Origin of the sequence: Corynebacterium amycolatum, assembly GCF_016889425.1 — a bacterium.
In the GTDB taxonomy this organism is placed as follows: Bacteria; Actinomycetota; Actinomycetes; order Mycobacteriales; family Mycobacteriaceae; genus Corynebacterium; species Corynebacterium amycolatum.
Window position 1 is genome coordinate 1,733,531 of sequence record NZ_CP069513.1, and the last position, 23,888, is coordinate 1,757,418.

Genomic DNA, 23,888 nt, shown 5'->3' on the forward strand with positions numbered 1-23,888 from the left:
CTTTAGGAATCGAAAGGGGACACCTATATGGCAGGGCCGCTAGGTGGATATAGTTTTCTTATGGATTCCGACAACACTCCGATAATCGATCAGTTCCGTCCTGCAGTACTGCGAGTATTAACTGACGGGCGAGAGCGTCGAATTAGTGAACTAGGCGACGAAGTAGTCAGATACATGGGGCTTTCTCCTGATGTTTTAGCGGAGACAGTTCCGTCTGGGCAGCCACGCTATAGAAATCGAATTGCATGGGCTTGTTCCTCATTTGCTCAGGCTGGTTTGGTGTTTCGACCTAAGCGCGGACGATACGTGATTTCGGACGACGGACGCGAGGTTGATTCAAGAAACCTTGCGGAGTACTCCGAAAAGGACATGCTGGAGTGGCCCAAGTGGCGGCAATACCAAGATGAGATTCGGGAGCGTAAGAGCTCCGGCAATGCAGCGGCTAATCTACTGGCATCCTCGGGTGAGCGTAGCGGAAGAACTTTAGCTGCATGGGGGTGAGGTTCCGAGTAGTCCGGAAAAATCGCCATTAGAGATGGTGGAGGATGCGCAAGCTGATTGGAACGCGAAGGTTTCAACTGATTTGCGGCAGCGCCTGCAGGACTCTACTCCGGAGTTCTTTGAACGTGCAGTTATTGAACTGCTGTGGACGATGGGATACGGCGGTGTCCACGGCCAGAAGCAGCATCTGGGACGGTCGAATGATGGCGGCGTCGATGGAGTAATTCGTGAAGATGCCTTGGGCCTTGGGAAGGTCTATGTACAGGCCAAACGCTATGCTGACTCGAATTCTGTCGCCAATTGGGAGATTAGGAACTTTATTGGCGCTCTAGATTCCCGAGGTGCGAATAAGGGCGTATTTATTACTACGTCTCGTTTTACTTCTGGCGCTGTAGAAGCCGCAGCGAACTATAGGCACGGAACAATCGTTCTGATTGATGGCGTGAAACTATCCGCGCTCATGCTCGACTATGGCGTCGCGGTCCAAAAAGCACACGAGATTACTCCTTATGAACTGGATGAAGATTTCTTCGAAGAGGATCAGTAGGGCATCTCACAGCCGAGTGTGACCTGTCGGCAGGAGGGCCACACAACTCATGCTGATTGAACAGCAGCATGAGGAGATCTACCTGAGCAGCAAGAATGATGAGCCGGCCGAGCGAGATTCGTTGGCTAAAACCGTCTATTCGCTGTTTATCTCGCTACGGGAGGGCGAGACCGATATCGAGCCCGACATCCGGCCGGTGCGCTCGGAGCGGTTTGGTGTCGATGTCCTGCCAGGGCACCCGGCACTTTCCAACATGAAGATGTCATGAGTGACGCATGGCAGTCATCGCTAGCCAAGAAGACCGGCGACTTTCGTCGAATCCACTGGGCCGGGCAGTTGGCTGTGGCTATGGAGGATGAAGATCGGTACGACTACATCTTCTACGACGTGGGACCGTCGTTAGGCCCTTTCAATCGCACCGTACTTCTGGGCTGCGAACCCTTCGTTACTCCGACGTCAACCGACCTGTTTAGCTTCCATGTCTTTGGAAACCTCGCCAAGTGGTTCAACGAGTGGGTGACTGAGGACAGAGAAATTTCCGAGGGGAATCTTGCCCAGTGGAGGAACTACTCGCCAGATATTTCGAAGAAAACTCGAAAGCTTCGGTTGCTCGGGCACGACGGGCGTGGGCTTCAGTACCTTGGCTACACAACGCTGGAATACGTGAAAAGGTGCTCAAATGGTAAAGAGCAGCTTGTCGGAGCGTTTGAACGATTCCGCGGCAAGTTTGACGACGAAGCAAAGCGGATCGGCGATAGCCTCGGGCATTCGTGTGACCAGTACCTGATTGGGCATGTGCCGCATATGTACTCGATGCCGGCGACTGCTCAGGACAGCCATTCACCAATTGCAGACCTGCAAGCAACCGATGGCGTGCGGGGAACTCAGCTGAACCAGCGCACTGGCTATGCAGAGAAAATTGATGAAGTCGCTGCGCTGGTTCTGGAGCGTTTGGAGAGTTAGCGAGTAAGGCGAACTTCTCGGTGACGACGGCGCGGGGGCAACGCGTCACCGATCTCGCTGCAGGCTGGGGAGGGCGTGCGGTAGAAAAATGTGAGGATTTTTGGGGCGGTGGTGGCTATGAATTGAATTGGTGAATCTGTCGCTGCGAATGTTTCTCGTTGAAGGTGGCAGCGGCTTCTTAATTCAACATCGCGCGACACTCTTCCTCAGAATGGCCAGAGTTCAGGCAATCGGCCCAGTCGATTTGGCCTTGAACCCACGGGGACGGCTCGGTGTTCTGAGGTTCTGGGGCAGTGTTTGCGGAAGGGCCATCATAGAAATTGTTGGCGCAATATTGCGTCCAGCCGGAGGTGCCGTCGGTAAACCAGGCGGTGCCCTGCTCGTAGAGTCCCTGCGAGGATTTCGCGCAATGCGAAATCGTTTTGTTTATAGCTGTCGGCTCGCCGTTGGGTGCGCCGGTGTAACCGGTAGGTCTCGAGCTTTCTGTCGTCCGGGCCGGGGGTGTTGACGGGTTAGGGGTCTTGGTGGTGGATTGCGTCGTCGATTCTGTGCTGCTTTCTGGGCTGGTGACAGTTTTTGTAACGGTAGTCGGTTCCGGTGCTTTTTCTGGTTCTCCGTTGGAGCAAGCCGAAAGGCACAGTGCTGGAATAGTCAGTGCGAGGGCGAAAACGTGTCGTTTGTGCATGTGAAATACCTTACTGTACGGGCAGGTGAAAAGGTGTTTTCATTGAGTTCTGCTATCAGTGACGTGGTTTCCTCGCTGGAGGTGTAAGGCCCCGCATTGATGATGGTCCGACATGATTGTGGAACAGGTGTTTAATCTCACCGGCGATTTGGGCTTCGGCAGCAATCCCGTGGGATTGCAAAGAAAGTAGGGCTTGTTTTGGCCTGTGGTCGATATCACTTTAAAAGCCTGCGGGCTTGTAAGTGAATAGCATTATAGTTATATTTAGTTTACTTTTTATTCACCCCTTTGAGAGGCTTTCATTGATCGCCTTTCAGAGTACGATTGCGATTCATAGCCTGTAATTACTGGCTCTTGCCCATGCCGTAATTCTTATTGAAAGCGTTTTACTGTTCACTGTTCTACGCAAGGAGTAATCATGGGCACTCAAGGAGTATTCACAAAACTGGCGCGTTCGGCCACGGCCCTAGCAGCCGCAGCTGGTGTCGCTCTGGCGGCGGCTCCCATCGCGGCTGCCGCACCGGCTTCGGCAACTGATAATGATCAGGTCCTGTCCTGGACCGAAATGGGTGACTGGGGGCCAAAGGCAAATGATTTCCCCACCGTCATGGTCAACCAGGGGATGACGGAAAACATCAGTCCCGAGGGGACAAATGTGCAGTGTGTTCCTGCTCCTGGTGAGAATCCGGTGGTCATGATCCACGGCATGAACTCGAACGCCTACCAGACCTATGCCCGCATGGCACCGGAGCTAAAGGCAATGGGGAAGTGTCTGTACGCATTTAACGTCGGCAAGCTAGGCCCTGATGAGTTTTCGGTGCTGGGATCTATTCCAACCATGCGTAACATGACCCCGTTGGATACCGCTTTGGCAGAGCTGACTGCGAAGATTGAAACCCTCAAGGCGGAAACCGGAGCGACCGAAGTTGACATTGTTGGTCACTCTGCAGGTGGCACCTTGGCTGCCGCTTACGCCAAGCAGGAGCAGGGCCGGGGAATTGGCACCGTAGTGTCCCTGGCGGGCGTGCTGCACGGCACATCGCTGCTCGGTATCTCCTATGGTTTGGAGGAACTCAACCAGTTCGGCAATGCTGGTGACAAGGCTGCGGGTGTCATTGTCAGCCCGAGCCTGGTGGATCTGCTGCAGCACAGCGAGTTCATGGCCAAGATGAATGAGGGCGGCTTGGAGCAGCCGGGTGTCAACTATGTTGCAATCTCGACTCAGGTTGATGAAGCCGTCACGCCAATGGCTGCAAGCCAGTGGAACGCACCGACTTCCAACAACATTCTGCTGCAGGATGGCTGCTCTGCAGATCTATCGGGTCACATCGGGCTGACTTTCTCACCGCGGGCAATTGCACTGGTAGCGAATGCGCTCGGACGTAATGTTGAGGTTCCATGTGTACCGGTAACCGCCGTTGTGGAAGGCGGCATCAATGACAACGCTAATGTTCGCCCCGAACACGTCAATGCCGTCTCTGATGGCATCACGGAAATCGACGGACGCATCGCTCAGGCTGCAGAATCGCGGTAGAGATAGTCGCGAGCAGTAGCTCTTGATAAAAGGCGCGAGCCGACAGTGAAATCAGCTAGTCGGATTGCGCCTTTTTCGCCATCAAATCCAGGGCAATGGCGGCACCAATGATCGACGCGCGCAATTGTGGCGGCAAATCATCTTTGAGCTGGAGCATGTAACGCTCATTGCCGGATAGGAAATTTGTAAACCCCGACCACTTTCGTGACATCTGGGCGACTCTGACGTCGTTGATCATAAAAGTGGCGTCGTAATGCCAGACGTCGCCGTCGACCTCGCAATTGGCAAAACCGGGGATGGAAATCTCCAGCCGCCGCTTAAAGAACGCAAACTTCTGCTGAATAGTGGCCAAAAGGCGCGATGACTCTGCTCCATCTTGCTGCTGGCCTTCAGGGGCTGTCGCATGCGGGGCGGGGTAGTAGACCTCGTAACGGTCAAGGGCAAGATCGGTCGGATCGGTAATAACGAATACCGGAGTGCCGTCTGGCTCGGAAACTGTCAGGCGACGAGAGCCCATAAACATGCGGCTCAGCGTGCCACCAGTAGTTTCAATCTTGCCGATGCAATTGCCCTCGGTATCCAGGATGTCGAAATCATCCGCCATGAAGTTTCGAATCTGCTGGATAACGATGCTGTTGTGCGAGAGCAATCCCTGATAGCGCCCTTGCTGTGGCGGAAGCTGTGCAGCCGCGGCAGGCTGTTCGGCCGCGGAAGGCTGTTCCGGCGTGGAAGGCTGCTGCTCGGAAACATCTTCCTCATTGTGCTGTGGAATCTGATCCCACAGCGACTTTGGGTTATCCCAATATGAACTCATGGCAACAGCCGTCCTTTGGTGATGCTAAAAGCCGAGTGGCTTAGAAGTTCTCCACGAGAGCCTTGTTGAAAGCCTCGAGGTCAGCTGGGGTGCGGGAGGAAATCAGGTTGCCGTCAACGACAACTTCCTCATCGACCCAGTTGGCACCAGCGTTAATAAGGTCAGTCTTGACGCTGATGTAGGAGGTAATAGTGCGGCCCTTAAGCACATCCGCATCGGTGAGAATCCAACCGCCGTGGCAAATCACGCCGATTGGCTTGTCGGCTGCGGCGAATGCCTTTACCAGGGCTACGGCATCCTTATCGATGCGAATCTGGTCTGCATTTACGGTGCCGCCAGGCAGAATCAGGGCATCATAATCATCAGCAGAAACGCTGCTGGTGAGCTTATCGACATCCACCTTCGTGCCATTCTTGCCCTCAATGGAGCCATCTTCGGTGGAGATAACGTGCACGGTCGCACCGGCATCCTTCACGGCTCCCGCCGGGCTCGTCAGCTCGGAGTCCTCGAATCCGTTAGTGGCCAAAACTGCAATGTTCTTATTCGTTAGGTCAGTCATAGCCCCGAGGGTAACGACGTGGTCGCGTTTATGCATCCGCCCGAGTATTGTTTTGCTTGCAATATTGAAAATTACTTTAACGGAGGGCGGAAAATGCCTCATTATGAAGTTCTTCAGGTGGTTCTGAAGGAAAAGTTCATCGGTACCGGCTCGGCTAATCTGACAGAGCTTGAGAGGGTAATCAACGACAAGGCTTCGCAGGGGTTCCGGTTGCACACGATTACTACTGCCTCTTCGGGCAGTAAGGGACTGATGGGCGGGGACCGTATCCAGGCGACCATGATTTTTGAGAGTCTTACCTAGTTGCGTAAGTAATCTCCGCCATTGTGAAAAATAGCTTGCGCTCATACCCGCGCAGGCGATATTCTGAAGTCCCGTGGTTACGAAATACATCATCGTTACAGGAGGCGTTGCCTCCTCCCTCGGCAAAGGCTTAACCGCGGCTTCGCTCGGCCGCCTGCTTACCTCGCGTGGTCTCAAAGTGACTATGCAAAAGCTCGATCCCTACCTCAATGTGGATCCGGGCACCATGAACCCCTTCCAGCACGGCGAGGTCTTCGTCACCGAAGACGGCGCGGAAACCGATCTGGACCTGGGGCATTACGAGCGTTTCCTCGACCGCAACCTCTCCGCCGGCGGCAACGTCACCACCGGCAAGGTCTATTCCTCGGTTATCGCCAAGGAGCGCCGCGGTGAATTCCTCGGCCAGACCGTCCAGGTCATCCCGCACATCACCGACGAGATCAAATCTCGCATCGTCGCTATGGGGAACGCGGACGCAAACGGCGAAAAACCCGACGTGGTCATCACCGAAATTGGCGGCACCGTCGGCGATATTGAATCGCAGCCCTTCCTGGAAGCTGCGCGGCAAGTGCGTCACGACGTCGGCCGCGAAAACGTCTTCTACCTCCACGTGTCACTGGTTCCATACCTCGGCCCCTCCAAGGAACTGAAGACCAAGCCCACCCAGCACTCAGTAGCTGAACTTCGCTCGATTGGCCTGGTTCCCGATGCTGTCGTTTTGCGATGCGACCGCGACGTTCCCGATTCCCTCAAAAACAAGATTGCGCTGATGTGTGACATCGACCGCGAGGGCGTGGTGTCCTGCCCAGATGCGCCGAGCATCTACGACATCCCGAAGGTCCTCTACGACGAGCACCTGGACACCTTCATCATTCGCCGCCTCAACCTGCCGTTCCGCGACATGGATTGGGCCGTGTGGGGAGACCTGCTCGAGCGAGTTCACAACCCAAAGAGCGAGGTCACGGTGGCGCTCGTCGGCAAGTACATCGACCTGCCGGACGCCTACCTGTCCGTCGCAGAAGCCGTGCGCGCAGCCGGTTTCGCCCACCGCGTGAAGGCGAACATCCGCTGGGTCGCCTCCGACGACTGCGAAACCCCCGAGGGGCTGAAAGAAAACATGGCCGGCGTTGACGCGATTGTCATCCCCGGTGGCTTCGGCGGGCGTGGGATTGAAGGCAAAATCGCTACCATCCGCTACGCCAAGGAAACCGGCATGCCACTTTTGGGAATCTGCCTGGGTATGCAGTGTGTTGTCATCGAGGCGGCACGCACCGCGGGTGTCGAAGGCGCGTCCTCGACCGAGTTCGACGAAAACGCGGCCGAGCCGGTCATCGCCACGATGGAGGAGCAGCTCCAGGCCGTCTCTGGCGAGGCTGACTTGGGCGGATCCATGCGCCTGGGTTCCTACCCGGCGAAGCTCGCTGAAGACTCCGTCGTCGCGCGTCTCTACGGCAGCACCGAGGTCACCGAGCGTCACCGCCACCGCTACGAGGTCAACAACGCATACCGTGCCCAGCTCGAAGAAGCAGGCCTGGTCATCTCGGGCACCTCGCCGGACGGCAAGCTCGTCGAATTCGTCGAGTACCCCACAGACGTGCACCCATACCTCGTGGCCACGCAGGCGCACCCGGAGCTGAAGTCGCGCCCCACCAACGCTCATCCGCTTTTCGACGGCCTCATCGCCGCAGCCCTCAAGCGCAACTAGCCTTGGCTCCGCGAGGGTGAATCCGGCCTACCTATTAGAGTGAAACTCATGGCGCACCAATTTGACGTTGTTGAATCCGAGATTGTTCTCGAGGCACCTATTCTCGCGATCCGCCGCGACCAGGTGCGAATGCCGGGTGGGAATGTGTCCGCTCGTGAGATTGTGGAGCATTTCGGCGCTGTCGCGGTCGTTGTCGCAGATGAGAATAACCGCCTCTACCTGCTCAATCAGTGGCGGCAGGCGGCAGGGGAGCGTCTGGTGGAATTGCCGGCCGGGCTCCTCGACGTCGCAGACGAAGACCCGCTGGAGGCCGCCAAGCGTGAGCTAGTGGAGGAAGCCGGGCTGGAGGCCGAGTCCTGGTCCCTGCTTACCGATATGTTCAGCTCGCCCGGCTTCGCAGAGGAAGCGGTCCGGATCTACTTGGCTAGGGGTCTCCGTGCCGTCGATAAGCCGGAAGCCCACGATGAGGAAGCGGACATGACTGCGTCGTGGATTGACGTCGAGGAAGCGGTGGCGATGGCGCTGCGCGGAGAGATCCTCAACGGCATCGCACTGTCCGGCATTCTGCTGGCGGCGGAGGTGCTGCTGAGGGGTGCGACGCCGCGCTCGGTCGCGGAGCCGTTCGGCATTCGGCCGACGGCACTGGCGAAACGCCGGACGGAGCAGCTCGGCACCGGAGCGGACCTGAAACGCATCCGATGAGTTCAATTGATCCGCTTGTCGACGCCTTCGTGACCTACCTCGCGGTGGAAAAGGGGTTGTCGGCGAATACACTCGCCAGTTATAAGCGCGACTTGGAGAAGTACCGCACCTACCTGCGGGAGATTGGGCGCACGGAATTGGCGCAGGTCACCGAGCAGGACGTAACAGAGTTCCTGGCGTATCTGGCGCGGGGAGATAAGTCGGCCGGCAGGCCAGCGTTGGCCCCGACCTCGGTGACGCGGTCGCTGTCGGCCGTGCGGAGCTTCCACAGGTTTGCGGTGGGTGAGGGTGCGTTGGAGGTGGATGTCGCCAAGCGGGTGGCGCCGCCGAAGCAGCCCTCGCGGTATCCGAAGGCACTCAGCATTGAGGAGGTCACCCGGCTTATCGAGTCCATTCCCGACGACGACACCGCAGACGTGACCGACCTGCGCAACCGTGCACTGGTGGAGTTTTTGTACTCGACTGGTGCGCGAGTGTCAGAAGTCACCGGCCTGGATATCGATGACGTGGACCGCGAAACCAACCTCGTGTTACTGCATGGCAAGGGCGGCAAGGAGCGCATTGTGCCAGTGGGCTCGCCGGCCATGGCGGCGCTCGATGCGTGGCTGACACGCGGGCGGCCGAGCTGGGTGCGGGCAAACTCCGGGCCGGCGCTGTTTATCAACTCGCTGGGACGCAGGCTGTCTCGGCAGTCGGCCGGAAATACGCTGGCGGAGTTGGGTGAGCGCGCCGGGCTGAGCGTGAAAATTTCCCCGCACACCCTGCGCCACAGTTTCGGCACGCACCTCATTGAAGGCGGTGCCGATGTGCGAGTGGTCCAAGAGCTATTGGGACACGCCTCCGTGACGACAACCCAGATTTACACCATGATTACCGCGGAGAATATGCGACGAGTCTGGGCGGGGGCTCACCCACGGGCTGAATACTCGCGGTAATATGCGGCGGTAGTATGTAGCGCTACTACGCGGCGGTAATATATGGCGGTATTACGTGGCGCAGTAGAATTGATGAGAAATCTTCAAGGAAGAGGGATTGACTGTGGCTGAAGAAGGGTTGTTTGAGGCCGATCGAGTTGAACTCGGTCTCACCGGTCGTCCGGTGCGCGAGCTACCGGAACCCGCACCCCTGACCAGTCACGGCCCCGCGGTCATCCTGGCAATGTGTAACCAGAAGGGCGGCGTGGGTAAGACCACCTCGACCATCAACCTGGGCGCAGCACTGGCGGAGTTCGGCCGTAAAGTCCTGCTCGTTGACTTGGACCCGCAAGGGGCACTATCCGCCGGTCTTGGTGTCCCTCATGAGGAACTCGACCTGACTGTCTACAACCTCATCGTCGACGACACCACCGACGTCCGTGATGCCATCCACCACACCAAGGTTTCCGGCCTGGATCTCGTCCCGGCCAACATCGACCTGTCGGCGGCGGAGATTCAGCTTGTCAACGAAGTCGGTCGCGAACAGGCCTTGGGGCGCGCGCTGCGCCCAGTGATGAATGACTACGACTTCATCATCATTGACTGCCAGCCGTCGCTAGGCCTGCTGACCGTCAATGCGCTGACCATCGCCGAGGGCGTCATCATCCCAATGGTGGCCGAATACTTCTCGCTGCGCGGCCTGGCACTGCTCACCGACACGGTGGCCAAGGTTCGCGACCGCCTGAACTTCAACCTGGAAGTCTCCGGCATTCTGGTCACCATGTTCGACCGCCGCACGCGCCACGCCAAGGAAGTCATGGAACGCCTCATCGAGGTTTTCGGTGACAAGGTCTTTGACACGGTCATCACCCGAACCGTCCGCTTTCCGGAAACCTCCGTCGCCGGTGAGCCCATCACCACCTGGGCGCCAAACACCCCAGCCGCGGCACAGTACCGCAACCTGGCCCGCGAGGTCATCGAGCGCAAAGGCCGCAAATAATAGGTGACTTCCCCGGATAGTTACACTCCCGAACCGTCGTCAAGCGAGGGCGTGCAGGAAGAAATCACCGGCTTCCGCGTCGCGCTCGCGAACTTCAACGGGCCCTTTGACCTGCTGTTGCAGCTGATTAGCAGCAAAAAGATGGACGTCACCGAAGTCGCGCTGGCGGCGGTCACAGACGAGTTCATCGCATACACGCGCAGCCTCGACGCAGTCAGTGACCTCGACGAAATCACCGAATTCCTCGTCGTGGCAGCGACGCTGCTCGACCTCAAAACCGCACGGCTCCTACCGCGTGGCGACGTCGACAGCGAAGAAGACCTCGAACTGCTAGAAGCGCGCGACCTGCTGTTCGCCCGACTGCTGCAGTACCAGGCGTATGGCAAGGTGGCCGACCAATTCGAGGAGTGGCAGAAGACTGCGCCGCGGCGCTATCCGCGGGCCGTGGGGCCGGACAAGCAGTTCGAGGAGTTGCTGCCGCCCGTGCGCCTGGGCATGACGCTCGGGGAGTTTGCCGAGTTTGCGGCCGTCGTAATGCGGCCAAAGCCACCGGAGGAAGTCGGTGTCGGCCACATCCACGGCGTGCCGGTGTCCGTGCCAGAGCAGGCGGGCAAGATTCTGGACTCGCTGCGGCTGGCAGGCGAGGGGACCTGGCTGACTTTTACGCAGCTGACATCGGAGTGCCGCGTGTCCATGGAGGTCGTCGGGCGGTTCCTGGCACTGCTGGAGCTCTACCGCGCCAAGGCGATCGGTGTGGAGCAGGAGGAAGCGCTGGAGGAAATCCACGTGGCCTGGACCGGGCTCGACGTGGACCCGGCCGTCGTGGCGGCGGCGAACTGGGAGTAGGTGGCTGTTGATTTGTGCTGGCTGTTGGGCTCGGTCGGGCTCGGGCGGGCGTGGTTGGGCCCTGCTCGGTGCGGGCTCGGTCGGGCTTGGTTGGGCTGGGGCTGAGTTGGGGCCCAGCTAATTAGCGGCCACTAATTAGCGCCCGGCGCGGGAGGTTGCGTAATCTGACGCGCATGAGCGAAACCAGTTCCGCACCATCCGAGCAGGCCACGGAGTCTGCGTCTGCTTCTCCGGCGCAGTTGCCACCCATTGACCCGTTGCGAGCAGGCGTGGAGTCGATTCTGCTTGTGGTCGATACGCCGGTGGCGGCGGAGGATATGGCGCGGGCGCTGGATGTTTCCGCAAGCGATATCCGTGACGTGCTTCGCGAAATCGAGTACGAATACCGTGCGCGCCGCAGCGGCATTGAGCTGCGTGAAACGGATGAGGGCTGGCGCTTCTACACGGCTCCCGCGCACGCCAGCGCGGTGGAGCGCTTCTTGCTGGATGGCTCGCAGTCGAAGCTCTCACGTGCAGCTATGGAGACGCTGGCAGTGGTGGCGTACCGGCAGCCGGCCACGCGTGCGCAGGTCTCCGGTGTGCGCGGCGTCAATGTTGATGGTGTGATGCGCACGCTGGTCGCGCGCGGGCTGATTGCCGAGTCGGGAGAGGACCCGGCCACCGGTGCGCATTTGTACGTTACGACGACGCTGTTCCTGGAGCTTTTGGGGATTGATTCGCTAGACCAGCTGCCTGACTTGGCTCCGCTGCTGCCAGAGGTCGACTTGATCGACGAGCCGTTGGACTAGGCAGGGCTTGGGGTGGTGGCTAGGCGAGCCACTCCGTTTTAGATTCACTTCACGGTTATCGATCCACTTCACGACACGCGTGTCACCTCATGCCACCTCCAAAGCTGCCACGAGGTGACATGGGTGTCGTGAAGTCGCGTTTAGGGGCTGCTCACTGCCGCTCGCTGCGCACTACGGGTCTTTGCCCCCTGTTGCGCCCACCGCATGCCCTGTGGATAACTCCCGAAAACTGCAAACTATCCACAGCCAACGCCAAATCGACGCCTCCTGACCCTCCGCGTGTGTCAAAAAATGAGAACGTAGCACTCGCAAACACACAAACACGCAAACACTCGCACCGCCCAGCACACACCACCCACCGACCAGCAGTTGCCTGGACCTCAGGAGCGCAATCCGATGCCGCAGTGGATCTACGACGCCGACGACATCATCCGTACCGGCCAGCAGTGCGAATGCGCCCGTCCCAGCACCTTCGCAATTTCCCGAATCGGCCAGCACTCCGACCGTGATCTCCACCGGCGAGCCAAAAGCGGCAGCCTTCTGTGGCTCGCGCATGGCGCGTACGTGCCCGTCGACAGGTGGCTCGCCTTACACAGCACCGAACGCTACGTTCTGGAAATCAAAGCGCTCATTCATCGCGGCACCGCCACCGTAATCACCCGCGATGCTGCCGCTGCCCTCCATGGTTTACCTCTACTGACGCATGGCACTCCCATCGCGATAGCCAACTCCGGCCGCACGCGTGGGCAATTGCGAAGCACACCGAATGGCCCGTACCAGCCGCACAAACGCCTCATCCGCGTCTCCGGCCGGATTCTCCCCGAGGACGTCGTAGAAGTCGATGGCCGCCTCGTCACCGATGTCCCAAAGTCCGTCATCGATGTCTGCCGTTCTCGCACCCCGCATAATGCACTAGTGCTTGCCGACGCCGCCCTCCAGCGCCACACCGATACCGAGGAACTGTTGGCCACGTTGGCTGCGTATCCCCGTGCTCCGGGAAATGCGCAGGCCAGGAGGTTGTTGCGGCAAGCGACAGCGTCGTCGGAAAGCATTGGGGAATCGCTCACTAAAGAAGCAATCGTCCAGGCGGGGCTAGCTTCTGTCGACGATTCTCGGGCTCCGTTGCTTCAGCAGGTTTCCTTTCGGGATGAACGTGGCTTCATCGCACGCGTGGACTTTTATCTGCCCGAACTTGGGCTGGTCGTCGAGTTCGATGGCCGTATGAAATACACCGACGGCGGGGTTGCGGACACGCAGGTGGCAATCGCAAAGGAGTTGGAGCGCGAAAAGCGCCTGAAGAATCTCGGGCTGAATGTCATCCGGATTGTCTGGTCACAGCTTTTCGACGGCTCCGCAGTAGCCACCTTGAGGCAAACGGCCGCGGAAATCCGACGTCACCTGGCAAATGGCGGGAACCGCTACAACGGTAACTACGCCTTCGCTCGGCCGCCCATCACGATCACAGGAAAGGCGGCTGAGCTGGCTATGCGTCGCCGACAGGTGTGGAGCCAAGCGGGACGGTTGTACTAGCTGGCTGGCTTATCGGGTTTAGCCCCCTGCCGGTGCCGCTGCCGCGCCCGGCCCGCTGCCGCTGCCCTCGAGCCCAAAATTTCACTTCACGACACCCCCGTCACCTCATGCCACCTCCACAGCTGCCACGAGGTGACATGGGTGTCGTAAAGTCGCTGAGACTGTCTGTAATCCTTGCGAAAAGTCCCAAACACCAACCCCGAACAGTGTTCAAGTCTGGCGCTGTACAGGTACTATGCTTGAGTATCATGACAGCCTCGGAAACCACCCAGCCGCTCGTACCGTCGTCTGCACCAGCATCCGCGAAGTCGCCTACACCGCAGCCAACGCAAGCATCCGTCGCCGACCTCGCAGCCTTCGACGCCGACCACATCTGGCACCCATACGGCCCCATCCCGTCGCCGGTCGCGCCCAAACTGGTCGAGTCCGCCGAGGGCGTCAACCTCCACCTCGCCGACGGCCACACCCTGATCGATGGCATGAGCAGCTGGTGGGCCGCATGCCACGGCCACTCGCACCCGAAGCTGGTCGCAGCCGCGAAGAAGCAGGCCACCACCATGTCGCACGTCATGTTCGGCGGACTGACACACCGCCCGGCCATTGAGCTGGCGGAGAAACTCTTGAAGCTCGCGGGCCCCGGCTTCGATGCCATCTTCTACTCGGACTCTGGCTCGGTCTCCGTCGAGGTGGCGATCAAAATGGCGTTGCAGTATCAGCAGGCCAAAGGCCATCCCGAGCGCACCCGCCTGGCCACCTGGCGCGGCGGCTATCACGGCGACACCCGCGCGCCCATGACCGTCTGCGACCCCGAGGGCGGCATGCATTCGCTGTGGACGGGCCAGTGGACTCCGCAGGTCTTCGCCGACAAACCACCCGCCCGCGGCGCAACCGAAGAGGAACGCGCACGCTATCTAGCGCACTTCGATTCGCTTATCGACGACTCCGTCGCCGGCCTCATCGTTGAACCGGTGGTCCAAGGCGCTGGTGGCATGCGGTTCCATGATCATGAGCTGCTTGTAGGGCTCCGGAAGCTGTGTGACAAGCACGGCATTCTCCTCATCGCGGATGAGATTGCCACCGGCTTCGGCCGTGCTGGTGACCTGTTCACGACGCAGGCGGCCGGGATTGTGCCGGATATTATGTGTGTCGGCAAGGCGCTGACCGGCGGCTTCATGAGCTTCGCAGCCACCCTCACCACCGCCGATGTGGCTCGTACTATTTCCGGTGGTGCAGGCGGAGGCATCATGCACGGCCCGACCTTCATGGGCAACCCCTTGGCCTGTGCGGTGGCCTGCGCGCAGCTCGACCTGATTGCAGAAGGGCAGTGGCGTGAGGATGTCCCGCGCATCGAGTCCCGATTCCGCGACCAGCTCCAGCCCCTAGCCAGCAGCGATGCCGTGGCCGACGTGCGTGTCCTTGGCGCAATCGGTGTCGTGGAGATGCAGCGCCCAGTGGACATGGGCCTGGCTACCGCAGCAGCTGTCGATGCCGGGGTGTGGCTGCGCCCATTCGGCAAGCTGGTCTACACCATGCCGCCGTACATCAGCACCAATGACGAGGTCGACCGCATCTGCGAGGCCATCGCCGCCATAGTCGCCGCAGAGGAACAACGTAGGTAGCGCAGCGAAGCAGCACAACAAGTAGCGCAATCAGCACGACGACCAACCGCGCAGCGAAGCAACACAACAGCGTCACAACAAGAAGCACAACCAGCACACCACCACAGCCCCCACACCACCACAGCCAAAAGGAGCACTAACCACCATGAGCATCGTCCTTGTCACCGGCACCGGTACCGATATTGGAAAGACCATCGGCACGGCGGCCCTGGCGGCGGCACTACGCGGGGAGGGCAGGCAGGTGCACGTCGTCAAACCAATTCAGACCGGATTTCCGGACCCTGACGGCGGTGATTTGGACACTGTCGCGGAGCTGACGGGGATCGACAATCTGCATGGCTTCGAGCGTTACCCCGAGCCGATGGCGCCGGTGGCGGCGGCGCAGCGCGCGGGAATGCGCCTGCCGAACGCCACGGAGATCGCGGAGAAGATCAAGCTTATCGACGGGCCGAACCGCGTTGTCCTCGTGGAGGGCGCGGGCGGCTTGTTGGTGCGGCTCGGCGAGGATTGGGCGCTGCCGGAGTTGGCGGCGTTGCTGCCGGGTAGTCAGATGGTGGTCGTGACGCGGTTGGGGCTGGGCTGCCTGAACGAGGCGGAGCTCACCGTCGAGGTGGCGCGGGGGCGTGGGGTCAATGTCACGGCGCTGGTGGGAGGTTCGCTGCCGGCGGATGTCGACCCGATCATCGAGACGAACCTGGAAGAACTGCCACGCATCACCGGGGTGCCGCTGCTGGGGTCGGTGCAGGCGGGAGCGGGCGCGTTGGCGCGGCAGGAGTTTGTGGCGAAAGCTACGCAGTGGCTGCCGGGCGTGCGAGAGTGGGCCGCAGCGCTGTAGGGGAGCCGCAGCGCTTTAAGGGGCGCTCTGGCGGCGCCTCGAAGTAGAGGCCGCGCGGGACGTCGTTAAGCTGGCGTTTTGCGAGAAACGTGCTAAGGTGACTAGACGACAAGGCGCGAGGCTTTCTCTGTAAATCTCTTTATTAACCTGCTTCCACCGGCCGTTTTGGGCCCACGGGGGAGAGAACAGCGTCGCCTGGCGCTGAAGTTCTAACAAACAGAGCAATCTCCAACGCTTGAAAAGGATGTAGGTCAAGTGGCTAAACCCGCTCGCCGAGAAGGCACACCGGCACACAAGAACCGTAAGAATCACTCCAACCGCGCACACGGCTCCACTAACGCCCAGCGCAATCGCAGCCGTCGCGATAGCGGCGCGAAGATGGAGACCTCCAACGTCCACGCGAAGGACATCTACGTATCCAACGCCCGCCCGGCGCGCCATCAGCACGCGGACGCCGACCGTCGTAGCTCGGGCAAGCGCGCTCACAGCCAGGCAGGCGAGGGTGTGCGTCTGCAGAAGGTGCTCGCGCAGGCAGGCGTGGCGTCGCGTCGCATGGCGGAAAAGCTTATCGACGAAGGCCGCGTCGAGGTCGACGGCAAGATTGTGACGCGACAGGGCGTACGGGTGGATCCAAACACATCTGTGATTCGCGTTGATGGTTCCCGCGTCATCGTCAATGAGGACATGCAGTACTTCGTCCTGAACAAGCCGCGTGGTGTGCAGTCGACCATGCACGATGACATGGGCCGTCCGTGTGTGGGCGACATCATCGGTGAGAAGATCAGCGCTGGTCAGCGACTCTTCCACGTTGGTCGTCTGGATGCGCCCACCGAAGGGCTGCTGCTGCTCACCAACGATGGTGAGTTGGCCAACCGTCTGATGCACCCAAGCTACGAGGTCACCAAGACCTACATGGCCACTGTTGTCGGTGAGGTCGACCCCAAGGTCATGCGTGAGCTGGAAAAGGGCATTGAGCTCGATGATGGCATCGCTAAGGCGGACATGGCGCAGATCATCGATGTCTGGCAGGGTCGCTCTATCGTCCGCATCGAGCTGCACGAGGGCCGAAAGCACATTGTGCGCCGGATGCTCAAGACCGCGGGCTACCCGGTCGAGCGCCTGGTGCGCACTAAGATTCACACTGTCCAGCTGGGCGAGCAGACTCCGGGCGCTCTCCGCGCACTCAACCGCGCTGAGCTGACCTCTCTCTACAACGCGGTGGGGCTGTAAATGGCACTAGTGAAGAAGAACGAAGAAAACCACGGAGTGGAACAACAAGGAGCTGAAGGAGCCCACATGAGTGAGCAGAACACTGACGACATGCTGTTGGTTGCCATCGATGGCCCTTCCGGCACTGGCAAGTCGACTGTCTCTCGGATGGTCGCAACCGAGCTGGGTGCAAAGTACCTGGATACCGGCGCGATGTACCGTGTGGCCACCCTGTGGGTACTGCGCCAGGGCATCGACCCGGCCGACGAGGAAGCCGTGGCCAAGGCGACGGCCGCCCTGCCACTGGAAGTCTCCGATGACCCGAACTCCACCGCTGTCCTCCTCGACGGCGAGGATGTCTCCGGCGAGATCCGCGGCCCGGAGGTTACCCGCAACGTGTCGGCTGTCTCCGCGATTCCGGCCGTGCGTACCAACCTGGTCGCGCTCCAGCGCTCACTGGCCGCATCTGCGGTGCGCTGTGTGGTGGAGGGCCGCGACATCGGCACGGTTGTTCTTCCGGACGTTCCGGCGAAAATCTTCATGACCGCCTCCGCCGAGGTTCGCGCCCACCGCCGCTACGACCAGGACATTGCTGCTGGTCGTGAGGCTGACTTCGACACCGTGCTTGCCGACGTCATCCGCCGCGACGAACTAGACAGCAACCGTGCGACCTCTCCGCTGAAGCCAGCCGAGGATGCGTTCATTCTAGACACCTCCGAGATGGACATCGAAGAGGTCGTGGAAAACGTCCTCGATGTTGTTGAGGCAGGATACCCGGGGTCCACCATGGACTGGGACGATGTCGACAACGAGGAGTTCGAGGGCTCTTACGAGGACTCCGAGGACTCCGAGGACGACACCGCCGGACACCTGGTCGCAAACGTGGAGAGCGAAAACGCGCCGGGCACCGCAGGTAGCCACACCAGCGCAGACGAGTTCATCGACCGCACGATTGCTGACCACGAGACGATCATCTCCGAAGCCATCGAGCGCGCCGAAACCGGCCAGATCGACGACGATGCCGACTGGGAAGAGCTGGAAAACGCTTTCGCGGCGCTTGGCGTGAGCGACGAGGAAGAAGAAGCTCTTCCGACCGTGGCCATTGTGGGACGACCGAATGTTGGTAAGTCCACCATGGTTAACAGGTTCATTGGCCGTCGTGAAGCAGTTGTCGAAGACTTCCCGGGCGTGACCCGCGACCGCATCTCCTACCTGGGTGAATGGGGCGGACGTCGCTTCTGGGTGCAGGACACCGGCGGCTGGGATCCGGACGCCAAGGGCATGCATGCGGCGATTGCTCGTCAGGCGGAGACCGCTATGGAGACCGCCGATGTGATTGTCATGGTCGTTGACACCACCGTCGGAATCACCGCCACGGAAGAGGTTATGGCCCGCCGTCTGCAGCGCGCGGAGCAGCCGGTTATTCTCGCCGCCAACAAGTTCGAGTCGGATTCGCAGCTTGGCGACGTCGCGGAGTTCTGGGCCCTCGGGCTCGGCGAGCCGCACCCAACCTCGGCCCTCCACGGCCGTGGCAATGCCGACGTGATGGACGAAGTGGTGGCCTCCTTCCCGGAGGTGCCGCGTGCAAAATCGCTGCCGACCGGGCCGCGTCGCGTAGCGCTGGTGGGCAAGCCGAATGTGGGCAAGTCCTCGCTGCTGAACAAGCTCTCCGGTGAAAATCGTGCAGTGGTCAGCGATATGGCCGGTACCACGGTTGACCCGGTGGACTCGCTGGTGCAGATGGACGAGACGCTGTGGCGCTTCGTGGACACCGCTGGTATCCGCAAGAAGAGCAAGACCGCCAAAGGCCACGAGTTCTACGCCTCGCTGCGTACTCGTTCGACGATTGACAACGCCGAGGTTGTAATCTTCCTGGTCGATGCGTCCGAGCAGATTACCGAGCAGGATCAGCGCGTGCTGCGCATGATTCTCGATTCCGGTCGTGCACTTGTGGTCGCCTACAACAAGTGGGACCTCATGGATGAGGACCGCCGCGACCTGCTCGAGCGCGAGATTGAAGAACAGCTCGCACATGTGCCGTGGGCTCGTCGGGTGAATATCTCCGCCAAGACCGGGCGTGCTGTGCAGAAGCTGGAGCCGGCAATGCTGGAGGCCGTGGAGTCGTGGGATAAGCGCATCTCCACTGGTCGCCTGAACACTTGGTTGCGCGCGATTATGCAGCAGAACCCGCCACCGCTGCGTGGTGGTCGACAGCCGCGCGTGTTGTTTGCCACCCAGGCGTCCTCACGCCCGCCGGTGATTGTGCTGTTCACGACCGGCTTCCTGGAGCACGGCTACCGTCGCTTCCTGGAGCGCAAGCTGCGTGAAGAGTTCGGCTTCGAGGGTTCGCCGGTGCGCATCGCAGTGCGTGTCCGCGAGAAGAAGAAGCGCCGCTAGGAAGCTGCTAGGAAGTGCCGCTAGAGTGTGCCTCTAGGCAGATCTCTTAAGCCCTGCTAGTCGCTCGAACTGAGCTGAGGAAAGCCCACAATGTGATTTAGGCAATTGCATTTTGGGCTTTTCGTTGGCATTTTGGAGTTTTAGGAAATTAGCGATAAGGAGAACTGACAATGGTCAGGCGCGGCAACAACCGTGACGGCTCTCAGCACGACGGCCGAGACAACAGCTACGGACGCGATTCCTCAAGCTCATACGGCGATGACTCCGCGACTCGCTACATTCCGCGAGACGAGGGATACCGCGGGTACAACCCAGATGCCGACTTTGCGAGCGAGCAGCCGACCGAATACTTTGGCGGCGACTCCTCTGAAACGCAGTTCTTACAGCGCGGCGATGAAACGCGATTTGATGACTCCCGCGGTGCAGGAGCCGGCGCTGGTGCTGGTGCCGGTGCACAAGGCAGTGGCGCGCAGGGTAGTGGCCAGTACTGGGCCCCGCTTTCTGAAGAAGAACGCGGCTATGGTCAGGCGAGCCAGCAAGCCGGTGCAACCCAACAGTACGCTGCAGGTGCCCCAGGTGGCGCAAGCGGTTACGGCGACCTGAACAACGGCAACAACCGCGGTAATAACCGTGGCAACAGTGGCAATGATGACTCCAAGAAGGGGTGGGGCAAGACTGTCGCCATCGTAGCCATCGCCGCCATGGTGGCCGTCGTCGCGCTGGTAGCCCTGGTTTTGTCCTTTACTTCCGGAACCGAGGACAAAAACGACAACCCGGCGGCGCCGACGCAGGAGACGTCGTCAAGCCCGACGCCGACGACAACCTCGCCGGAAGAAACCACGACAAGCCCTACCGATCGCTTGGACCCGTCGGGCACGATTAATGACACCCGTGAACGCCTTGAGCAGGAGCTGGATCAACTTCGCGAGTCGCCGCCAGCTATCCCTGGACCTGGTGAGCGCAGTAGCGGCTGGGGTACTATCCCGCAGGGTGTGGTGGGCAAGAGCCCGGCCTCCGTCGAGGTGGAGCTGCGTACCAACGGCTACCAGAACGTAACCGTCGTCGACGCAGAGGGCAACCAGACCAATTCTGTGGCCGCGATTATGGGTAAGGTCGCCTCGATTGACCCGCCGGAGGGACAGATGGCGGAGACATCTACGCCTGTGACCATCTACCTGCAGTAACACGGCAGAAAAAGTAGGTACCAGGGGCGATTTCCGCCAGCAAACACCAATGATGTAACCTATAGCTCGTTGCACTTTCGTGCACACGGGCTGTAGCGCAGTTTGGTAGCGCACCTCACTGGGGGTGAGGGGGTCGTCGGTTCAAATCCGGTCAGCCCGACAAAACAACCGCCGTCTTCTGGAAGATTCCGGGAGGCGGCGGTTTTTGTTTGCGGTTATTGCTTTACGGTTTCGTTTGCCGTCTAGCGCACGACAATACCGTCGGAGTCAGCGTAGAGCGTCTCGCCCGGAACGAAGTCAATGCCGCCGAAGGAGACAACGACGTCGCGCTCGCCCTCGCCGGTCTTGGTGGACTTGCGCGGGTTGGTGCCGAGCGCCTTGCACCCGAAGTCCATCTCACCAATCAGCTTGGAGTCGCGGATCGCGCCGTTGACGACCACACCAGCCCAGCCATTGTCCTTGCCGAGCCCCGCAATAACGTCACCGACCAGCGCCGTGTGGACTGAAGCGTCACCGTCGATGACAAGCACGCCGCCCTCAGACGGCTCGGAGAGGACCTTCTTCAGTAGCGCGTTGTCCTGGAAGCACTTGACCGTGGAGATCTTGCCGCAGAACTCCACGCGACCGCCGAGGTTGCGCATCTGGGTATCGCAGGAACGCACGTCCGGGCCGATCTCGTCAACCAGGTCAGCAGTGGGGATGAATTCGATTGCCATAGGGATTCAAGTCCTTCCGAAAAATGATTACAAGAAAATACTTGCAAGAAAGTGCTCGCAACAAGTGTTAACTCCATTGTTTCAAACTCAAGATGTGACTAAAGACATATGGTGCAAATTCGCTGGCAGCGATTGGTACTCCGAAGGCCGGTCCAGATTGATTACTCTGGTGAGTCAGAACGCGCCGACAACCACACGTGCGCAGGAAGGGTAGAAGATGGCTGGGTTTAATTGGTTTTGGAAGGCTCTTAGCGGCAAGCAAGGGCGCAACCAAAAACGCAGCGTAGGGCTGGTGTCGCGCGCCGCTGAGCTCGAGCCACAGGCACAGGCGCTTTCCGACGCCGACCTCGCCGACTTCGCCCGCCAACACGCCACCGATGCACCGGAGCTTTTGGCCGCGCTCCGCGAAGTCTCCCAACGCACCCTATCCATGCGCCCCTTCGATGTGCAGCTGCAAGGCGCGCTGGCGCTCATGGAGGGAGACGTTATCCAGATGGCCACCGGTGAGGGCAAGACTCTTTCCGGCGCCCTGGCTGCAGCCGGGTTCGCGCTGCGTGGCCACCGCGTGCATTCCGTGACTGTCAACGACTACCTCGCAGGCCGCGACGCGCAGTGGATGCAACCACTGTTCGGGTTCCTTGGACTCTCTGTAGCGGCTATTTCGCCGCAGGATGGTCCGGGGGAGCGTCGTAAAGCATATGCGGCAGACATCGTCTACGCCGCCGTCAACGAACTCGGCTTCGACGTCCTGCGCGACCGCTGCGCGCCGACCATTGAAGACCGCGTGCAGTCGCCAGCTGCCGTCGCCATCATCGACGAGGCCGACTCAGTGTTGGTCGATGAAGCGCTAGTCCCGCTCGTGCTTGCCGGCAATGAACCGGGCACCGCACCGACCGGACAGATCACCGACGTGGTGCGCCGCCTGCAGCTCGGCGACGACTACACCGTCGACGAAGGTCGCCGCAACGTCTTCCTCACCGATACCGGCGCCGCACGCGTCGAGCGTCTGCTTGGCATCAGCTCGCTGTACGACGCCGAACACGTCGGCACCACCCTGGTTCAGGTCAACGTTGCACTGCACGCCCACGAGTTGCTGCAGCGCGATGTCGACTACATCGTGCGCGACGGCAAGGTACAGCTCATCGACGCCTCGCGTGGCCGCGTGGCGGAGCTTCAGCGTTGGCCGGACGGTCTGCAAGCGGCGGTAGAGGCCAAGGAGGGCCTGCAAGTCTCTGAGGGAGGCCGCATCTTGGATTCCATGACCATCCAACAACTCGTCGGCCGCTACGACATCACCTGCGGTATGACCGGCACCGCCACCTCCGCGGGCGACCAGTTCCGCGAGTTCTATGGACTCCACGTCTCTGTCATTGAACCCAACGTCCCATGCATCCGCGACGACGAGCCCGACCGCATCTACGCCACCACCGACGACGCGTTCGCCGCGCTTATCGACGAGGTCGTGGAACTCAATGGCACCGGTCGGCCAATCCTCGTAGGCACCCGTGACGTGGCTGAATCGGAACGACTAGCCGATGCGCTAGTCCTGCGCGGCATCGAATCCTCGGTACTGAACGCGAAAAATGACGAGCTGGAGGCCCAAGTCATCGCGGGTGCTGGCGATATTGGCCGCGTCACGGTCTCCACCCAGATGGCCGGCCGCGGTACCGACATCCGCCTCGGAGGGGCAGACGAATCCAACCGCGATGCCGTAGTCGAACGCGGTGGCCTATGCGTCATTGGTCTGGGTAAGCACCGCACTGACCGACTAGATAACCAGTTGCGTGGCCGCGCCGGGCGCCAGGGCGATCCGGGCTCGTCGGTGTTCTTTGTCTCCCTGGATGACCCAGTGATTTCCGAAGGTGCTGCCGGCGAAACACTGAGCGTGCTGCCTGAAGACGACGGTCGCGTCCGCGATAAGCGGGCATACCAGTTCATCGACCGAGCACAGCGAGTGACAGAGGCGACCATGCTGTCCATTCATGCGACGACGTGGAAGTACAACAAGCTCATCGGCGACCAGCGCGAGATTCTGGATGAGCGCCGGGAGAAACTGCTGACTACGAATGCTGCCTGGGAAGAACTGTCCAAGCTGGCATCGGCGCGGGCGAAGGAAGTGGAAGCCGCAGTCGGGCGCGAAGTCGCCGAGGACGCTGCCCGGGAAATTATGCTGAGCCACCTGGATCGCGGGTGGTCGGATCACCTGGCGGACCTGGATGACCTGCGGGAGTCGATTCACCTGCGCGCGCTGGCTAAGGAAAGCCCCATTGCTGAGTTCCACCGCGCTGCCATCGGTGCCTTTAAAAACCTGGTCAACAATGCCGTCACCGACTCAGTGCAGACCTTCCAGGAGGTCGAAATCGATAGCGATGGCGCGCATTTGGAGGACACGGGACTTGCCCGCCCGAGCTCGACGTGGACGTACATGGTCAACGACAACCCATTGAGCAATGGTGGTGGCTCGGTAGTCGGTTCAATTGCAGCGATGTTTAGGTAAGCCGTAACCACAGGTTTGGTAACAATTTGAAATTATTTCT

22 protein-coding genes and 1 tRNA gene are annotated in these 23,888 nt (G+C 60.2%); 20 read left to right on the forward strand and 3 right to left on the reverse strand.

Going from position 1 to position 23,888, the window contains the following annotated elements:
- The first annotated feature begins 60 nt into the window (after positions 1 to 60).
- The 5 genes from I6J19_RS11050 to I6J19_RS07595 all read left to right on the forward strand — a co-directional run bounded on the left by I6J19_RS11050 (position 61) and on the right by I6J19_RS07595 (position 4,230).
- Positions 61 to 501: a winged helix-turn-helix domain-containing protein gene (locus I6J19_RS11050; RefSeq protein WP_200879285.1), complete on the forward strand. Its 441-nt coding sequence runs from the start codon at positions 61 to 63 to the stop codon at positions 499 to 501.
- Positions 502 to 535: 34 nt separating this feature from the next.
- Positions 536 to 1,048, forward strand: coding sequence for a restriction endonuclease (locus I6J19_RS07585; RefSeq protein ID WP_200879284.1), 513 nt, complete (start codon positions 536 to 538; stop codon positions 1,046 to 1,048).
- Between the two features lie 49 nt (positions 1,049 to 1,097).
- Complete coding sequence (locus I6J19_RS10915; protein WP_052155522.1) at positions 1,098 to 1,316, forward strand: hypothetical protein; 219 nt, start codon at positions 1,098 to 1,100, stop codon at positions 1,314 to 1,316.
- Complete coding sequence (locus I6J19_RS07590; RefSeq protein WP_052155521.1) at positions 1,313 to 2,011, forward strand: P-loop NTPase family protein; 699 nt, start codon at positions 1,313 to 1,315, stop codon at positions 2,009 to 2,011. Before I6J19_RS10915 ends, I6J19_RS07590 begins: the two co-directional genes overlap by 4 nt.
- Before the next feature lie 1,103 nt (positions 2,012 to 3,114).
- Complete coding sequence (locus I6J19_RS07595; protein ID WP_038625589.1) at positions 3,115 to 4,230, forward strand: esterase/lipase family protein; 1,116 nt, start codon at positions 3,115 to 3,117, stop codon at positions 4,228 to 4,230.
- 55 nt (positions 4,231 to 4,285) lie between these two features.
- Here the strand turns inward: I6J19_RS07595 and I6J19_RS07600 are convergent, their stop codons facing one another.
- Both I6J19_RS07600 and I6J19_RS07605 read right to left on the reverse strand, forming a co-directional pair.
- Positions 4,286 to 5,044, reverse strand: coding sequence for an LURP-one-related/scramblase family protein (locus tag I6J19_RS07600; RefSeq protein WP_038625587.1), 759 nt, complete (start codon positions 5,042 to 5,044; stop codon positions 4,286 to 4,288).
- A gap of 40 nt (positions 5,045 to 5,084) precedes the next feature.
- Positions 5,085 to 5,603 (reverse strand): type 1 glutamine amidotransferase domain-containing protein, encoded by a 519-nt coding sequence (locus I6J19_RS07605; RefSeq protein WP_038625585.1) that lies wholly within the window; start codon positions 5,601 to 5,603, stop codon positions 5,085 to 5,087.
- 93 nt (positions 5,604 to 5,696) lie between these two features.
- Here I6J19_RS07605 and I6J19_RS07610 point away from each other — a divergent pair, with 93 nt between their 5' ends.
- The 14 genes from I6J19_RS07610 to I6J19_RS07675 all read left to right on the forward strand — a co-directional run bounded on the left by I6J19_RS07610 (position 5,697) and on the right by I6J19_RS07675 (position 20,795).
- Complete coding sequence (locus tag I6J19_RS07610) at positions 5,697 to 5,906, forward strand: DUF4177 domain-containing protein (RefSeq protein WP_038625583.1); 210 nt, start codon at positions 5,697 to 5,699, stop codon at positions 5,904 to 5,906.
- A 73-nt stretch (positions 5,907 to 5,979) separates the two neighbouring features.
- Positions 5,980 to 7,611: a CTP synthase gene (locus I6J19_RS07615; protein WP_038625581.1), complete on the forward strand. Its 1,632-nt coding sequence runs from the start codon at positions 5,980 to 5,982 to the stop codon at positions 7,609 to 7,611.
- 48 nt (positions 7,612 to 7,659) lie between these two features.
- The gene (locus tag I6J19_RS07620; protein ID WP_038625579.1) at positions 7,660 to 8,313 is read left to right on the forward strand and encodes an NUDIX domain-containing protein; all 654 of its coding nucleotides are present in this window, start codon (positions 7,660 to 7,662) and stop codon (positions 8,311 to 8,313) included.
- Entirely contained in the window at positions 8,310 to 9,248 is a 939-nt protein-coding gene (locus I6J19_RS07625; RefSeq protein ID WP_038625577.1) for a site-specific tyrosine recombinase XerD, read from the forward strand. The genes I6J19_RS07620 and I6J19_RS07625 overlap by 4 nt, the downstream gene beginning before the upstream one ends.
- A 103-nt stretch (positions 9,249 to 9,351) precedes the next feature.
- Positions 9,352 to 10,227 carry a ParA family protein gene (locus I6J19_RS07630; protein WP_038625574.1) on the forward strand — a complete coding sequence of 292 codons (876 nt, stop codon included), beginning with the start codon at positions 9,352 to 9,354 and terminating at the stop codon, positions 10,225 to 10,227.
- 3 nt (positions 10,228 to 10,230) lie between these two features.
- Complete coding sequence (locus I6J19_RS07635) at positions 10,231 to 11,073, forward strand: segregation and condensation protein A (protein WP_187402594.1); 843 nt, start codon at positions 10,231 to 10,233, stop codon at positions 11,071 to 11,073.
- A gap of 173 nt (positions 11,074 to 11,246) precedes the next feature.
- Positions 11,247 to 11,861, forward strand: a complete 615-nt coding sequence (gene scpB / locus I6J19_RS07640) for an SMC-Scp complex subunit ScpB (protein WP_038625570.1) — start codon at positions 11,247 to 11,249, stop codon at positions 11,859 to 11,861.
- Between the two features lie 396 nt (positions 11,862 to 12,257).
- Positions 12,258 to 13,391 carry a PDDEXK family nuclease gene (locus I6J19_RS07645; protein ID WP_052155520.1) on the forward strand — a complete coding sequence of 378 codons (1,134 nt, stop codon included), beginning with the start codon at positions 12,258 to 12,260 and terminating at the stop codon, positions 13,389 to 13,391.
- A 248-nt stretch (positions 13,392 to 13,639) separates the two neighbouring features.
- A complete protein-coding gene (locus tag I6J19_RS07650; RefSeq protein ID WP_038625568.1) occupies positions 13,640 to 15,010 on the forward strand; it encodes an adenosylmethionine--8-amino-7-oxononanoate transaminase in 1,371 nt (456 codons plus the stop codon).
- Between the two features lie 145 nt (positions 15,011 to 15,155).
- Positions 15,156 to 15,845: a dethiobiotin synthase gene (gene bioD, locus I6J19_RS07655; RefSeq protein WP_038625566.1), complete on the forward strand. Its 690-nt coding sequence runs from the start codon at positions 15,156 to 15,158 to the stop codon at positions 15,843 to 15,845.
- Positions 15,846 to 16,223: 378 nt separating this feature from the next.
- A complete protein-coding gene (locus I6J19_RS07660) occupies positions 16,224 to 17,075 on the forward strand; it encodes a pseudouridine synthase (protein ID WP_081914028.1) in 852 nt (283 codons plus the stop codon).
- Between the two features lie 66 nt (positions 17,076 to 17,141).
- Positions 17,142 to 19,451 carry a bifunctional cytidylate kinase/GTPase Der gene (der, locus tag I6J19_RS07665; protein ID WP_052155519.1) on the forward strand — a complete coding sequence of 770 codons (2,310 nt, stop codon included), beginning with the start codon at positions 17,142 to 17,144 and terminating at the stop codon, positions 19,449 to 19,451.
- 170 nt (positions 19,452 to 19,621) lie between these two features.
- Positions 19,622 to 20,635: a PASTA domain-containing protein gene (locus I6J19_RS07670; RefSeq protein ID WP_038625562.1), complete on the forward strand. Its 1,014-nt coding sequence runs from the start codon at positions 19,622 to 19,624 to the stop codon at positions 20,633 to 20,635.
- An 86-nt stretch (positions 20,636 to 20,721) separates the two neighbouring features.
- Positions 20,722 to 20,795 (forward strand) — tRNA-Pro (locus I6J19_RS07675).
- An 82-nt stretch (positions 20,796 to 20,877) separates the two neighbouring features.
- Here the strand turns inward: I6J19_RS07675 and rraA are convergent.
- Complete coding sequence (rraA, locus tag I6J19_RS07680) at positions 20,878 to 21,351, reverse strand: ribonuclease E activity regulator RraA (protein ID WP_016422839.1); 474 nt, start codon at positions 21,349 to 21,351, stop codon at positions 20,878 to 20,880.
- A 217-nt stretch (positions 21,352 to 21,568) separates the two neighbouring features.
- On the opposite strand from rraA, the gene secA2 reads away from it, so the two are divergent.
- The gene (gene secA2, locus I6J19_RS07685) at positions 21,569 to 23,848 is read left to right on the forward strand and encodes an accessory Sec system translocase SecA2 (RefSeq protein WP_038625556.1); all 2,280 of its coding nucleotides are present in this window, start codon (positions 21,569 to 21,571) and stop codon (positions 23,846 to 23,848) included.
- Positions 23,849 to 23,888 lie beyond the last annotated feature (40 nt).